The 13118-nt window shown below is 65.6% G+C and carries 17 protein-coding genes; 11 read left to right on the plus strand and 6 right to left on the minus strand.

What is annotated here, in order from left to right; translation table 11 throughout:
- Positions 1-186 precede the first annotated feature (186 nt).
- From Pth03_RS24680 to Pth03_RS42595, 4 genes are all read right to left on the minus strand, one after another.
- Positions 187-1110, minus strand: a complete 924-nt coding sequence (locus tag Pth03_RS24680; protein ID WP_203946752.1) for a ZIP family metal transporter — start codon at positions 1108-1110, stop codon at positions 187-189.
- Between the two features lie 121 nt (positions 1111-1231).
- Positions 1232-1927 carry a DivIVA domain-containing protein gene (locus Pth03_RS24685; protein ID WP_203946753.1) on the minus strand — a complete coding sequence of 232 codons (696 nt, stop codon included), beginning with the start codon at positions 1925-1927 and terminating at the stop codon, positions 1232-1234.
- Positions 1928-2101: 174 nt separating this feature from the next.
- Entirely contained in the window at positions 2102-2257 is a 156-nt protein-coding gene (locus tag Pth03_RS24690) for a hypothetical protein (protein ID WP_203946754.1), read from the minus strand.
- A gap of 253 nt (positions 2258-2510) precedes the next feature.
- A complete protein-coding gene (locus Pth03_RS42595; RefSeq protein WP_373318592.1) occupies positions 2511-3236 on the minus strand; it encodes an SH3 domain-containing protein in 726 nt (241 codons plus the stop codon).
- Between the two features lie 345 nt (positions 3237-3581).
- Between Pth03_RS42595 and Pth03_RS24700 the strand changes: the two genes are divergently transcribed.
- From Pth03_RS24700 to Pth03_RS41690, 3 genes are all read left to right on the plus strand, one after another.
- Entirely contained in the window at positions 3582-3986 is a 405-nt protein-coding gene (locus Pth03_RS24700) for an ArsR/SmtB family transcription factor (RefSeq protein ID WP_239119331.1), read from the plus strand.
- Between the two features lie 132 nt (positions 3987-4118).
- Positions 4119-4271 carry a hypothetical protein gene (locus tag Pth03_RS24705; protein ID WP_203946756.1) on the plus strand — a complete coding sequence of 51 codons (153 nt, stop codon included), beginning with the start codon at positions 4119-4121 and terminating at the stop codon, positions 4269-4271.
- 464 nt (positions 4272-4735) lie between these two features.
- Positions 4736-4987: an ArsR/SmtB family transcription factor gene (locus Pth03_RS41690; protein WP_239119335.1), complete on the plus strand. Its 252-nt coding sequence runs from the start codon at positions 4736-4738 to the stop codon at positions 4985-4987.
- Here Pth03_RS41690 and Pth03_RS41695 read toward each other — a convergent pair.
- A complete protein-coding gene (locus tag Pth03_RS41695) occupies positions 4907-5203 on the minus strand; it encodes a hypothetical protein (RefSeq protein ID WP_239119337.1) in 297 nt (98 codons plus the stop codon). The two genes, Pth03_RS41690 and Pth03_RS41695, sit on opposite strands and share 81 nt — an antisense overlap.
- 3 nt (positions 5204-5206) lie before the next feature.
- On the opposite strand from Pth03_RS41695, the gene Pth03_RS24715 reads away from it, so the two are divergent.
- The 7 genes from Pth03_RS24715 (at position 5207) to Pth03_RS24745 (ending at position 11027) form a co-directional block, all read left to right on the plus strand.
- On the plus strand, positions 5207-6136 hold the full coding sequence (locus Pth03_RS24715) for a cation diffusion facilitator family transporter (RefSeq protein WP_275413197.1): 930 nt from the start codon (positions 5207-5209) through the stop codon (positions 6134-6136).
- A 180-nt stretch (positions 6137-6316) separates the two neighbouring features.
- Positions 6317-7111 carry a transporter substrate-binding domain-containing protein gene (locus tag Pth03_RS24720; RefSeq protein ID WP_203946759.1) on the plus strand — a complete coding sequence of 265 codons (795 nt, stop codon included), beginning with the start codon at positions 6317-6319 and terminating at the stop codon, positions 7109-7111.
- Between the two features lie 26 nt (positions 7112-7137).
- Positions 7138-7785 carry an amino acid ABC transporter permease gene (locus Pth03_RS24725; protein ID WP_203946760.1) on the plus strand — a complete coding sequence of 216 codons (648 nt, stop codon included), beginning with the start codon at positions 7138-7140 and terminating at the stop codon, positions 7783-7785.
- Positions 7782-8579: an amino acid ABC transporter ATP-binding protein gene (locus Pth03_RS24730; protein WP_203946761.1), complete on the plus strand. Its 798-nt coding sequence runs from the start codon at positions 7782-7784 to the stop codon at positions 8577-8579. The genes Pth03_RS24725 and Pth03_RS24730 overlap by 4 nt, the downstream gene beginning before the upstream one ends.
- Positions 8580-8796: 217 nt before the next feature.
- Complete coding sequence (locus tag Pth03_RS24735) at positions 8797-9378, plus strand: cysteine hydrolase family protein (protein ID WP_203946762.1); 582 nt, start codon at positions 8797-8799, stop codon at positions 9376-9378.
- A 7-nt stretch (positions 9379-9385) separates the two neighbouring features.
- Complete coding sequence (locus Pth03_RS24740) at positions 9386-10324, plus strand: GlxA family transcriptional regulator (protein ID WP_203946763.1); 939 nt, start codon at positions 9386-9388, stop codon at positions 10322-10324.
- A 247-nt stretch (positions 10325-10571) separates the two neighbouring features.
- Positions 10572-11027, plus strand: a complete 456-nt coding sequence (locus Pth03_RS24745) for a MarR family winged helix-turn-helix transcriptional regulator (RefSeq protein ID WP_203946764.1) — start codon at positions 10572-10574, stop codon at positions 11025-11027.
- A 142-nt stretch (positions 11028-11169) separates the two neighbouring features.
- On the opposite strand, the gene Pth03_RS24750 is transcribed toward Pth03_RS24745, so the two are convergent.
- Positions 11170-12105, minus strand: a complete 936-nt coding sequence (locus Pth03_RS24750; RefSeq protein ID WP_203946765.1) for a saccharopine dehydrogenase family protein — start codon at positions 12103-12105, stop codon at positions 11170-11172.
- A gap of 71 nt (positions 12106-12176) precedes the next feature.
- Here Pth03_RS24750 and Pth03_RS24755 point away from each other — a divergent pair, with 71 nt between their 5' ends.
- The gene (locus Pth03_RS24755; RefSeq protein ID WP_203946766.1) at positions 12177-13112 is read left to right on the plus strand and encodes a helix-turn-helix domain-containing protein; all 936 of its coding nucleotides are present in this window, start codon (positions 12177-12179) and stop codon (positions 13110-13112) included.
- Positions 13113-13118: the final 6 nt, after the last annotated feature.

Here is a 13118-nt window from a genome sequence, read left to right on the forward strand (position 1 = left end):
CCGCATGCGCAGCTCTCCTATGAAACGTGGGAGCCTGGCGGCAGCCGACTCTGATGCAGCATGCAGCGGTCGGTGTCGCGTCGCAGTGCGATTCGTCGCGCCCGCCCGTACCGAACTACTGGGTTTGACAGCACGCCAAGGCCCTGCGATGGGGCTTCTGGCCCTCGGCATGGAGTTGCGTGTGTGTCATCCCGGCCGCTTTGCGGGCGAGTGGGACGGCGTCGCTTTGGGCCTCGTGAGCGGGTGTGTCGGGCGAGGACTGGGGCTGATCACAAGCTTTGTCGTTTGACCGCCTGTCGTCGATGTGGCCTCCGCCGGTTCTTCTTCGTGCAAGGTGTGGGCGCCGGCGAGTAGCACGCCGGCGGTCGTGGCCGCAACGGCGGCGATGGCGATCTGGCGGGTGGACAGGCGTCCGTTGCGTTGTTTGCCGGCGGCGAGTTTCATGCCGACGATCGCGGTGCGCAGGAGGACACCCATGACCATGCTCAGCAGGATGGGGACCAGTTGGGGAGGGAGCGGTGCGATGGTGGCGGTGGCGACACCGACCGCAGGGCTGACGCAGGAGACGACGAGCCAGGGCGCGAGGCGCTGCCGTGCGATGTCCAAGAGAGCGGCCAGGGCGAGTCCTTCGCTGGCGGAGTGGACGGTCAATGCGATGACGACCACGACGGAGGCGGTCAGCGCGAGGGTGGCGCCTTCGATGGCGCGATGCATGGTCAGGGCGGCCGCGGTCCCCATCCCGCCGAACACGGCTGCGTCAATACCCTGCTTGACCCGCCGGTGAATACCTGGTGCGTGCATGCCGTTGCGAAGTGGCTCGTCCTCGGGACAGGCACAGCCCTTGCGGGTGAAGTAGGTGATGACGAGGAAGCCGAACGCGGCGGCGAGCGCCGGCTCCCAGAGAGGGACACCGGTCTCTCCAGCTTCGGCGTAGGCGTCGGGGAGTAGGTCGACGAGGGCCGTGACGATCATCATCGCCGAGGCGATCGCCAGCCACAGGGTCATCCGTTGGCTGTTGCGTCGTGCAAGCCATGCGCCGGCGAGCGTAGAGGCGCAGACGAGCAGGACCGCTGCCCAGGCTTCTTGACGTGCGGGCTGTCCTTCGAGCACTGGCTCCACGGCCTGTGCCCAGGCGGATAGGGGCATTGAAAGCACCTCGCGTGATCTGTCCGCTATGGATTGACGGCGGGGATAGACATCTCGTCCGTAGACCGGCAGTCATAGGCCACGGTTATGGAGCAAAGTCCCCTGGTGCGTGGCTGTTCACCGGACGGTGGTCGGCGGCGCCTGCCGTGTGGCTGCCGAACACCGGTTGTGGCGAGTCATGGCCATGGAGCTGGTCGAGCAATGTGCGCATGCGGCCGATCTGGCCGTCCAGTGTCTGCTTCATATGCGTGTCGAAGTCGGCGATGAAGGCGTGCAGTGTCTGAATGCGACGTCCAAGCGCTTCCCGGTGATGGGTGCCGTGGGCGGCGGCTCGGCGAACGGCTGCTGTTTTGCCGAGCGCGTCGTTTTCGATCTGCTCGGCTCGGTCGCGGGCCTGGGTCAGGATGGCCTCGGCCTCCTGCTGCGCCTTGGCGACGGTTCGTTCGGCGGCTTCGTGTGCGATTTCGAGGATGCGCGTGGCGTTGTCCCCCAGCGGCGATCGTGCCTGCTGTACTTCGTGAGCGATTTGGCGAGAACGGGCGCGGAGTTCATCGTTCTCTCGCAAGATCGTGGTCAGGGTGGTCTCCACGAGGCCCAGGAAGGTGTCGACTTCCGACAGGTCGTAGCCTTCGCGCAGCCGTACCACGGTGAAGACCTGATTCCGTACGGCCACCGGATCTAGCAGCCCCTCTGGTCCTTTCGGGTCGAGGACCCGTGAGGTCGAGATGCTCGCCGGCGTTTCTGTGGTGTGACCGTGTCCATGTCCATGGCCGTCGCTCATGACGAGTTCACCAAGCCTTTCGACGGGTTAGAGCGTGGCGCTTCTATCGAGCGGATCGTCGGGGCCCCGCTTCCGAGATGCGCGAACTCGGAAGCGGGCCTCGTAGTGAAGGCGGGTCGTGGTTTCAGGCAGAACTAGTGCGAGTTGCCACCTGGCGGCCCAGGGCTGTACGGGTTAGCCCTCGGTCGGGGCCGTGTGACAGTGCCCGTGCTCGTCGTAGTGGTCGTGGTCGTGGTCGTGGTCTTCCTGGCTGTCCGTTGGAGCGCTGCTGGTGCAGGACGTGTCCGTACACGACGAATGTGCGTGCAGGACGGGCTCTTCTGAGTTCATCGAAAGCTCCACTTCGCTATGGACCCTGTTGCGTGGCATGTTTGATTGCCAGGCGATATGTGGTGTCGCGCGATTTGAGGTGGATCAGCCGTCGCGGCTCTATGGGCCGTGTTGATGGTGTGATGGCGGAGAATCAGTGGGGCTGTGGGAGCGGCGCCACTTGTATCGCCGTGAGAGCGATGTCGGACCCGCGGATGACGCGGAAGAAGGTCGGTGCGCAGAGCCGAGGGGTGAACGCGAAAGGGAGTCGCTGCTAGCCGCCGACCTTCTGGAGGTAGTACGCAGGTGCCCAACCGGGCCGGCCGTTCGAGGATGTGACGGGGATCCAGCTCTGTGTGGCGGTGCATCCCCCGCCGAATCGCCCATTCGTCAGGCTCAGCGTCCCGACTGGCTGAGATGAGGAGCTGCGACTGCTGTAGACCGTGACGGTGCCGGTCGGCCGAACCCGGGTGAGCTGATACATGCATCCCCATGGTCGGGAGGCAGCCGGAGTGGCTGAAGCGAGTGGGCTTCTCGTGGTCTTGCGCAGATAGTGCCCGAATGCCCAACCGGAGCGACCGTTGGACGACTTGACGGCGACCCACCCATGAGTGGGTGCACACCCGCCTGCGAGTCGCCCGTCAGAGACCCGCAGCGACCCCACTCGACGAGCACCGACCCATGGAGCCGTACGTACGTTGAGGTAGCTGCTTCGGCGAACGTTGGCGAGTTGGTACGTGCAGGCCAAGGAGGGGCGTCGCGGGACGGCGGTGCGGGGCGGCGAAGAAACTTTCTGCAGGTAATGGCCGGAAATCCAGCCGGAACTGCCGGTGGGTGATCTGACGGCGACCCAACCACGGCTGGATGTGCATGTGCCGGTGAATCGTCCGTCGGATGTTTTCAGCATCGCGACCGGCCGGGCGTTCAGTGCCGGAGCCGTCCGAACGTTGACGTAACCGCCTGCCCGGAGGTTGGTGAGTTGGTACGTGCAGGTCGGCATCTGACGGGCCGGCACGGCGCCCGCATGGGCCGGATCAGCCGGTACCGCGAGCGAACCTGCGGCGGCGCAGACGGTCAGGGCAGGGATGACGCGCTTGGTGATCTTCACGTTGGCTCCCTTCGAGTCCGCATCGCTTTGCCTGGGGTCGCCAGTCTTGGCCGGATCCAGGTGATCCGACCTGCGATGCTTACTATCCGTAGTTAAATGATTACGCTGAAGGCAACGATTGAGCAATTGTTCAATCGTTTCTTTTACCTAACGCCGAAGTCGACATCGATAACCATGCGCACCCGGTCGGTCACGTTCGGTCTTGACAATGAATGACTGCCGCCTAGGCTTGTACATGTGAATAGTCGTTCAAACGTTGTGCCGATCGTCGCGGACACCTGCTCGTCGCCTGTCGTGGACGCCGAGCGGGTGGCCGCCGTCCAGCGGGCACTCCCGTCGGAGGAGTCCGTGCAAACCTTGGCGCACGTCTTCGGGTTGCTCGCCGACCCCGGACGGCTTCGTCTCATCTCCGCACTGCTCGAGGGCGGCGAGATGTGTGTGTGCGACCTGTCCGCGGCCACGGGGCAGAGCATGTCGGCCGCATCCCATGCCTTGCGACTGCTCCGTGCCGACCGGGTGGTCAAGGTCCGCCGATCCGGGCGAATGGCCTACTACCGGCTGGCCGACTCGCACGTGCGGATGTTGTTCGACCTGGCCATCACCCATATCGGGCACGACACGGGAAGCGGCGGCGGTGATTAACCGCCGGGCGATCAACGACACCGGCAACGAAGAACGAGTTGAGCCCGGACTCGAAAGCTCGCATGCGCACGGAATGGGTGCCGAGGCCGACCGCGCTATCTGTCTGGTGCCCTGGCGCTGATCGTCGCTTTCATGGTCATCGAGGTGGTCATCAGCTTCGCTGCCCAATCGCCCGCATTGATCTCGGACGCGGGCCACATGCTCACCGACGCGTCGGAAACGACGAACTCCGACCTCGCCTGGGCAAACCGACCTGAATGGTCATTTCATTTCTTGCGAACGTGAAGAGTTTTCGCGGGTCACGCATAGCCGAGGGAACCGATGCCGGCAGCACTCTTCACCGCGATCCCGGACAGTGGCACATACAGGGGCATGACCCAAGGAAATGCCCCCTAAATGGATGAATAACTCCGAATTGCCCGCACTTCCCCTGCAAATCGTCGCGAACCTTCGATTCTTCCCCCAGGGTCCGGGCGTCTATTCAACATGAAGCTTGTGACAAATGACACGAAAGCCAGCCAAATCCATTTGCAAAATTTCGATGAGAGCAAATCGCGGCCTGGCTAAAAGGAAATTGGATCTCTAGCATTCAACATATGAGCAACCGTTCAGATGTAGTCCAGAAGGAGGCTGAGACCACGCGCCCGGTCGACCCTGAGCGTGTCGCCTTGGCCCTGGCAGCTATGCCCTCCTCAGAATCGATCGAGGAGTTGGCGCAGATCTTCGGACTGCTGTCCGACCCGCCGAGGATGCGCTTGATCATCGCGCTACTCAGGGGTGGCGAGATGTGCGTATGCGACATCGCGGCAGTGTCAGGACATCGAGAGTCTGCTGTCTCACACGCGCTGCGCTTGCTGCGTGCTCACCACGTCGTCCGAGTACGCCGATCGGGACGCCTGGCCTACTACCGACTCGACGACTCACACGTCCGGATGCTTTTGGATCTCGGGCTGTCCCACATCACGCACGTTCCAGTCGCGCACTCCACCGCTGCTCACTAGCCCGCGGTCGTAAGAGGAGTACTCACCATGACGATCTCGCAACCTCATGGATCCGAGCTGCACGCCGCTCCGCAGGGACACGGCCATGGGCATGGGCACGAAGGCGAGGAGCACGGCGACGGCCATGGACCGGACCTCCCATACGACCATGCGAACGAACGACACCATCCCCAAAATCACGGTCATGGGCACGGTCACGGTCATGGGCACGGACATGCGATCTCCGCCGACGCGGACCGGCGCTACCTGTGCGCTGCACTGGCCCTTCTCGTCGCATTCATGGCCGGGGAGTTGGTCGTCGGGTTCGTCGCACGGTCACTCGCGCTCATCTCCGATGCGGGCCACATGTTGACCGACTCGGCCTCGATCGTGTTCGCATTGGCGGCAATGAGCCTGGCCGTTCGCCCGGCGCGCGGTATCTTCACCTTCGGCTTCAAAAGGGCAGAGATCCTTTCGGCCCAGCTGAACGGGGCGACTCTCGTAGCTCTCGGGGTCTTCTTCCTCATCGAGGCGATTCGGCGCCTGGTTTCGCCGGCCGAAGTCGAAGGCGGATTGGTGCTCGTCACCGCACTGGTGGGCATCGTGGTCAACGTCGGGGCGACGTGGTTGCTGAGCAAGGCGGATCGCAGCAGCCTCAACGTCGAAGGTGCGTTTCAGCACATCCTCAACGACCTGTACGCCTTCATCGCGACGGCGATCTCCGGGCTGATCGTCGTGCTGACCGGCTTCGTCCGCGCGGATGCGATCGCAACCCTCATCGTCGCGACGCTCATGCTCAAGGCGGGTTACGGACTCATGCGGGACACCGCCCGGATCTTCCTTCAAGCGGCACCGTCAGGCCTCGTTCCCGCGGAGATCGGAGCAAGGCTGGCAACGCAACCGGACGTGTCCGAGGTTCACGATCTCCACATATGGGAGCTCACATCCGGCTACTCCACCCTGTCCGCGCACGTGTTCGTCCATCCCCGGGGAGACGTGAGTTCCGTACGACGTTCACTGCAAAAGCTTCTTGCCGACTCCTACGGCATCATGCACACCACCCTGCAGGTGGACCAGGCTTCCCGAATCGCGACAGGCGACGTCGGCTGCGTCGACATCGCCCACTGCGCCGATCCTCACGGACCGCATTTCTTGTCACCGCACGACTGAGTCTCGGTCAGCCTGGCCGTATCAGCCTCGAATTCGATGCACAGCAGTGGTGAGGGGGCCCTAATGGACGGACATCCGGCTGTGGGAGTCCGTAGGTTCGTCGGAGTCGCGAACCGGACTTTCTCGGCGGTGGAACGCGGCGTTCACCGCGTCCGAGTCACAGCGGTACGTGCCCTGCTCATGTCCGTCCTGCTCCCGCTGATGAGCCTTGGGTGTTCCAGCGGGGACGATGACGTCCTGGCGCGCGCCCGTGCTTCGGGGACTCTTCGCGTGGCCCTCACCGAAGCCAACCCTCCATGGAACTTCCTCGACGGCGGTGACCATCCGGTCGGCTATGACGCGGACGTCGCCAATGAACTGGCCAGGCGCCTGAGGATCGGCCGAGTGGACTTCGTGGGATCCGACTTCGCGAGCTTCGTCGGTGGCATACGGGCCGACAGATTCGACATCGTGATCTCCGGACAGACGATCACGGCTCGGCGGCGAACGCAGGTCGACTTCTCCCGCCCCTATGCCGTCAACGAGGTCTCCATCTTCATCCGGCAAGACAACGATGCCATCGCCGGCGTCAAGGACCTGGCCGGCAAGAAGATCGCAGTCTCGGAAGGCACCACGCAGGCCGATTTCGCGCGCACTGGCATCCCAGAGGCGGATGTCCGGACATACAAGAACGCGACGCTCGGCCTGACGGATCTGGCTCAAGGCCGCGCCGACGCCGCCTTGATCTCTCGGTTCCAGGGTGTCTATCTGGCCCAGAACAAGGGCCTTCCGGTGAAACCCGTCGGCCCGACCCTGCAGAGAGAAGTCCTCGGCATGTCCTTCAGAAAAGGGTCGCTGCCATTCAAGCAGGCCGTGGACCAGGCGATAAACGCGATGATCGCCGACGGCACGTTGTCGACGTTCTCCCGCCGGTGGCTGAACGGCATCGACATGGCCGCCGAGCTACGAGAGGTCCAGGCGAGCCAATATTCCTGAACCCACCCAGCAAAGGACTGAACCTCATGGATCTGCTCGAACAATCCGTGCCCATCCTGCTGAAGGGCATGGCCATTACGATCTTCCTCGGTGCGACCTCATTCGTCCTCGGCTTCGGGCTCGGCGGGCTCATCGCATTGGCGAGGATCTCCCGGTTCGCCCTGCTCAAGGTGCTGTCGATCATCTACGTCTCGGTATTTCGCGGGACGCCGCTCCTCATCCAGATCATGCTGGTGTACTTCGGGCTCCCCCAACTTGGCATCCAGATTTCGCCTGTTCCGTCGGCCATCCTCACCTTCACGCTCTACTCGGCGGCATACCTCAGTGAGAACTTCCGCGGAGGCATCCTCGCCGTCGAGAAAGGTCAGTGGGAGGCGGCCGGCTCGATGGGCATGACCTACAGCGGGACGCTCCGGCGGGTCATCTTCCCGCAGGCACTGCGCATCGCCACCCCCGCAATCGGCAACCGGTTCATCGCTCTGATGAAGGACACCTCTCTCGCCTCCGTGGTCACCGTCGTCGAACTCACTCGTGTCGCCGAAAGCGTCGGCAGTTCGACCTTCCGGTATGTAGAGGCGTTCGTCGTAGCCGGCGCCGTCTACTGGCTCATCAATTCAGTCCTGTCCGTCGGGCAGGAACTCCTCGAACGAAGGATGGGAAGGGCATACGCATGACAGACAACGTGGCGATCCACGCACAGGGACTCCACAAGCGCTTCGGCGACCTCGAAGTGCTGAAAAGCGTGGACCTGACCGTCCGCAGCGGCGAAGTAGTCGTGATCATGGGTCCGTCCGGATCCGGCAAGACCACGCTGTTGCGCTGTCTGAACCTCCTCGAGGAGCCGGACGCGGGAAGCATCACCGTCCGTGGGCGGACCGTGGACTGCTCGGGACCGCGTCAAGGCCGCGGCCGGAGGCGACTGATCCGGGACATCCGGGTCCGCACCGCGATGGTCTTCCAGCAGTTCAATCTGTTCCCGCACATGACGGCCCTCCAGAACGTCATCGAGGGCCCGATCCACGTACGGCGCCTACCGCGGTCCTATGCCATAGAGGTCGGCGAACGCCTTCTGGCCCGAGTCGGGCTCAGCGACAAGCGCGACGAACACCCTGCACGGTTGTCGGGTGGCCAGAAGCAAAGGGTCGCGATAGCCAGGGCGCTTGCCATGGAACCCGAGGTGATTCTCTTCGACGAGCCCACCTCCGCCCTCGATCCCGAACTACGCGCAGAGGTCCTGCAAGCCATCAAGAACCTCGCGGCCCACGGGATGACAATGGTGATCGTCACTCACGAGATCGCCTTCGCGCGCGAAGTAGCCAACAGGGTGGTCTTCATGGACAAGGGCTACATCCTCGAAGAGCAGAGCCCGAGCGTGTTCTTCAGCGACCCCGCCAACACCCGCATCCGATCGTTCCTGCGTCTGATGTCCGACACCGGTCCCCACCCCGAACTCGAAGAAGCCAGTTGAGGGGCCATCTGGGTCATAACTCGTCGTGCGCCCTGTCTTTCTAACATCATCAAGCAAAATCCGGCTCGGGCCGCGCAGACCACGGACCGCCTGTGAAGCAAGGCTGGGAAATACAGCGATGCCGCAGAGGCGGGAATCGCTCCGCTGACCGGATCGTTCCGCGTAGAGCCCCGATGGTGTCTTATGCGGTCCACTGTCCGGCGACAGGCTTGGGGGCATGAAACGCGCACTCATCGTCGTCGACGTCCAGGAATCCTTCCGGCAGCGCCCCAACTGGCGGGCCGTGTCCAACCCCGGAATCGTGGGCCAGGTCAACCGTCTGGTGACTTGGGCCCGGGACCGAGGTGACCTCGTCGTCTGGATCCTGCACGCCGAGCCGGGCACCGGCACGGTCTTCGATCCGGACTCGGGCCACGTCCGGATGATGGACGGGCTGAAGCCGGAGGATGGTGAGCCGGTGCTCACCAAGACCTCGCGCAATGCGTTCACCACCACTAACCTGCAGCAGATCCTCACCATGGAAGGCATCCGCGAGCTGGTCGTCTGCGGCATCCAGACCGAGCAGTGCTGCGAGACGACGACGCGCCTGGCCGCGGACCTGGGGTTCGATGTCACGTTCGTCACCGACGCCACCGCGACCTTCCCGATCCCCCACCGCGACGCGCCGCAGGACCGCGAGCTCGAGGAGATCCTCGCCGACCCCCGGACCCTGCAGGTGGCGGAGATCATCGCCAGGACGGAGTACGTCCTGGCCGGCCGCTTCGCCGCCATCACCGGCACGACCGCGTTGGTAGGCTGACCAGATCGTGCCACGAGTCGTCTTCCTGCTCCTCCCCCGGCTGCACCTGCTGGACCTCGCCGGCCCGGCTCAGGTGTTCTCGACGGCCGCCGATTTCGGTTATGCCTACGAGCTGCGCTACGTGGGTGAGCGGGAGGACATCCCCACAGCCCAGGGCCTGCCGATCCGGGCAGAGGTCACCTGGCCCGAGCTGGACCCGGGTGATCTGGTCGTGGTGCCGGGCTGGCGGGGGCCGACATTCCGCGGCAGCCCCGGCCTCGATCCGGAAAGCTCTCGCCGGCTCGTCCAGCATCACGCGGCCGGCGGCACGGTGGCCAGCGTCTGCGCGGGGGCGGACGCGCTCGGCCGGGCCGGGCTGCTCGACGGCAGACGGTGCACCACTCACCACGGCCTGCAGGACGAACTGGCCCGCCGCTATCCCCGGGCGACCGTGGTGCGCAACGTGCTGTTCGTCGTCGACGACCGGGTAGTGACCTCGGCCGGCATCGCCAGCGGCATCGACCTCGCGCTGCACCTCATCGCCGTACGGCACGGGCCGGGGATCGCCGCACGGGTCGCCCGCGAGATGGTGGTCTACACCCGGCGCAACGGTGACGAACGGCAGGCGGGCGCCCTGCGCTACCGCTCACACCTCAGCGACGTGGTCCATCGGGTGCAGGACCTGATCGACTCCCGCTTCACTGAGCCGCTGCCGCTGGACGGCCTCGCCGCCGCGTCCGGGGTCAGCCCTCGCACTCTGACAAGGATCTTCGGCGAGGCTACCGGCACGACCCCGCTGCGCTACCAGCAGACTCTCCGGGTGGAACGCGCGGAGCACCTGATCGGCCAGGGCGCGACGCTGGAGTCCGCTGCCCGCGCGGTCGGCTTTCAGGACGCCCGCATGCTCCGCCGCCTCAGAACCCGGACACGCGGGGCACGCTCCGCTGCCGTCGAGGGCCCGGCCTGAGCTCGGACGTCCGCACCATCCGACGTATATTGGTCAACGACATACATGTCGCGTCATTGATTTACTGATGCGGCCCACATCGCGGCGCGACACGTTCGAACGAGAAGGTGCTGTTCATGCTCTCCCACCTGTGTCACAACCGCGTCGCAGGGCTCCCTGAGCCGGCCCGTGCGGAGATCGTGATCAGCCGCGCATCGCGGCTTGCTCTCGCCGCCTGCTCTCCGGCCGAAGGGCGGGGAGCCGGCGCATGAGACCCGCCGAAGAACTCCGGTACCTCATCCTGGCCGCCCAACGAGAGGGGAATCGACTGCTCCTCCAAGCCCTGCGGCCGTTGGGCATCACCCCTTCCCAAGCCGAAGTGATCCGTGTCCTTCAGGACCACCAGCCGCTCGCCCTCAACAGCCTCGGCGACCTGCTGGTCTGCGAGACCGGGAACAGTCCCAGCCGGCTGGTCGACCGGCTCACGTCCGCGGGCCTGGTCAACCGCCAGATATCGGCACATGACCGTCGCCACGTCGAATTGACCCTCACAGAGGAGGGGCGGCACCTCGCCGGGCAGATCGCCACCATCGAAGACGACCTCTACCGGTCCATCGATGCCGCGGTCGAAGGGCGCGACACCGATCAGATCACCGGCTTTCTCCGAGCATTCGTCGCCGACATGCCAGCCGGTCAGGCTCTGGCCCGGCGCACCGGCGTTTGAGGAGCCGGCTGAGCCGCGGTGCGCAGGTGCCCCCGGGCCTCGCGGGGATGGCGGGCCCGGCGCAGCGCCAAAGCTCCGCCACCTGTTCGTATCCATCAGCGCGGGTGGTGGGTTCCCGGTGCACGGCGAGGCCCGGCCGGTCTTACCCGAGGGTCAGGTGTTCCGGGCTGAGCAAGCTCAGGAAGTCCTTCGCGTCGAAGCGTGCGCCAACCGAGGCGACGCCGGTGGTGTCGCCTGTTCCAGCCAGTATTCGGCAGGCTGCCTCGACGACCAGAGGCGCCGTGACCGCATAGATGTCCCTGCCGCTCGCCACCGCGCGACGTTCCATGCCATCCGACTGTGCGACGACCTCGACCAGGAACGTCTGTGCCGAGCGGCCGTGCTCGTCGGCCGCGACCGGGCCTGACGGGTCAGCGGCGCGCAGGTCGTCGACGGCGTTGCTCGTCATGAACGTGCAGATCTCGGGTGCGTCCAGATGTGTCGGAATGGTGGCGCTATCGGCCATCGTGAATTCGCCGACAACCGACCGGGTGCCGATGGGGGCCGGGAAGGTCCACTCGGTGCGGGCGGCATCGCCGTCGCGGAACTGCAGCCGGTGGCCGCTGTAGACGATCCGACGACCGTCGCGGCGTTGCGCGGAGACACGACCCGTCGCTCGGGTGCCGGGAGTGGGGCGCCAGCTGCTGAGGGCGTAGGCGATGGTGATCTGGTCGGCGGCCGGCCAGTCGTCCGTCGCCATGGTGGCGAGCAGGTCTCCCAGACCGCCGTAGAACGCCACCGCCGGCACGATCGGGATGCCGGCCTCGGCATATGAGGCGAAGGTGTCCGTCACGACCTCGATTTCGGCGGTGACGTCGAGATAGGGGATCCCGGCGCGGATCGCGGATTCGATCACCGGGGCGGCTGTGGCCGCGAACGGCCCGGCGCAGTTGATCACCGCGTCGGCGTCCAGGAGCGCCGCGTCCAGATCGGTGGCGCGACCGCAAGGGATCGGCGTCACGCCCCGCCGCCGTAGTTCGGCTACGACAAAACCACCTGTGTGGCCCTTGGCGCCCATGACCGCGACTCGCTTGTTCATGTGTTCAGCGTCGCCCATGTGATCGGGCACAGCCCAGTGTCCGCAGCGACGTATCCCGTACAGTTTCGGACATGTCCTCCGTCGCTCTGGCTGTCACCGACGGCACCCCACTGTTCGAGCTCGCCGCGGCCTGCGAGGTCTTCGGCGTCGACCGTGAGCTCGCCCACCCTTGGTACGACTTCGCCATCTGCGGCCAGAACGACGCGGAGGTCGGCGGCTGGCTCAGGGCCGGCATCCGGCACGACCTGGAGGCGCTGGCCGACGCCGACACGGTGATCGTTCCGTCCTGTCGCGACGCCGCGGAACCGCCACCGCCGGCGCTGGTCGACGCCGTCCGTGCGGCCCATCGGGCCGGCGCCCGGGTGGCCTCTCTGTGTACCGGCGCGTTCGTGCTCGCCGAGGCCGGCCTGCTCGACGGCCGGCGCGCGACCACGCATTGGGCGCACACGGCGCTGCTGCACGACCGGTATCCCGCGGTCCGCGTCGACCCCGACGTGCTCTACGTCGACGAGGGCGATGTGCTGACCTCGGCCGGCAAGGCCGCCGGCATGGACCTGTGCCTGCATCTCGTACGGACCGACCACGGCACGGCGGTGGCCAACGCGCTCGCGCGCAGCCTCGTGGTTCCCCCGCACCGCCCGGGAGGCCAGGCCCAGTTCATCCCGGCCGCGGTCGCACATGGCCGGAACCATGTCCTCGCCGAACTCATGTCGTGGGTGCTGGAACGACTGGAGCACCCGCTGACGGTGCACGACCTCGCGTGTGAGGCCGGGATGAGCTCACGCAACCTCGCACGGCACTTCAACGCGGTAGCCGGGACCAGCCCGCTGCGCTGGCTGCTGATCCAGCGGGTACGGCGCGCACAGGAACTGCTGGAGACCTCAGACCTGAGCGTCGAGCAGATCGCGTCGCGGACGGGCATGGGCACCGCGACCACACTGCGCCGCCACTTCAGCCAGCAACTCGGCGTGCCACCCGAGACCTACCGCCGGACCTTCCGCCCCTGAGCCGCC

This window comes from Planotetraspora thailandica, from assembly GCF_016863335.1.
GTDB lineage: Bacteria > Actinomycetota > Actinomycetes > Streptosporangiales > Streptosporangiaceae > Planotetraspora > Planotetraspora thailandica.

What these genes read in the sequence shown, in the direction of transcription:
- Pth03_RS24685 (WP_203946753.1), bottom strand. Translation starts at nt 1,927, where the DNA reads ATGAGCGACGGCCATGGACATGGACACGGTCACACCACAGAAACGCCG.
- Pth03_RS24690 (WP_203946754.1), bottom strand. Translation starts at nt 2,257, where the DNA reads ATGAACTCAGAAGAGCCCGTCCTGCACGCACATTCGTCGTGTACGGAC.
- Pth03_RS42595 (WP_373318592.1), bottom strand. Translation starts at nt 3,236, where the DNA reads ATGCCGACCTGCACGTACCAACTCACCAACCTCCGGGCAGGCGGTTAC.
- Pth03_RS24705 (WP_203946756.1), top strand. Translation starts at nt 4,119, where the DNA reads ATGGTCATCGAGGTGGTCATCAGCTTCGCTGCCCAATCGCCCGCATTG.
- Pth03_RS41690 (WP_239119335.1), top strand. Translation starts at nt 4,736, where the DNA reads ATGCGCTTGATCATCGCGCTACTCAGGGGTGGCGAGATGTGCGTATGC.
- Pth03_RS41695 (WP_239119337.1), bottom strand. Translation starts at nt 5,203, where the DNA reads ATGTCCGTGCCCATGACCGTGACCGTGCCCATGACCGTGATTTTGGGG.
- Pth03_RS24720 (WP_203946759.1), top strand. Translation starts at nt 6,317, where the DNA reads ATGTCCGTCCTGCTCCCGCTGATGAGCCTTGGGTGTTCCAGCGGGGAC.
- Pth03_RS24725 (WP_203946760.1), top strand. Translation starts at nt 7,138, where the DNA reads ATGGATCTGCTCGAACAATCCGTGCCCATCCTGCTGAAGGGCATGGCC.
- Pth03_RS24730 (WP_203946761.1), top strand. Translation starts at nt 7,782, where the DNA reads ATGACAGACAACGTGGCGATCCACGCACAGGGACTCCACAAGCGCTTC.
- Pth03_RS24735 (WP_203946762.1), top strand. Translation starts at nt 8,797, where the DNA reads ATGAAACGCGCACTCATCGTCGTCGACGTCCAGGAATCCTTCCGGCAG.
- Pth03_RS24745 (WP_203946764.1), top strand. Translation starts at nt 10,572, where the DNA reads ATGAGACCCGCCGAAGAACTCCGGTACCTCATCCTGGCCGCCCAACGA.
- Pth03_RS24750 (WP_203946765.1), bottom strand. Translation starts at nt 12,105, where the DNA reads ATGAACAAGCGAGTCGCGGTCATGGGCGCCAAGGGCCACACAGGTGGT.
- Pth03_RS24755 (WP_203946766.1), top strand. Translation starts at nt 12,177, where the DNA reads ATGTCCTCCGTCGCTCTGGCTGTCACCGACGGCACCCCACTGTTCGAG.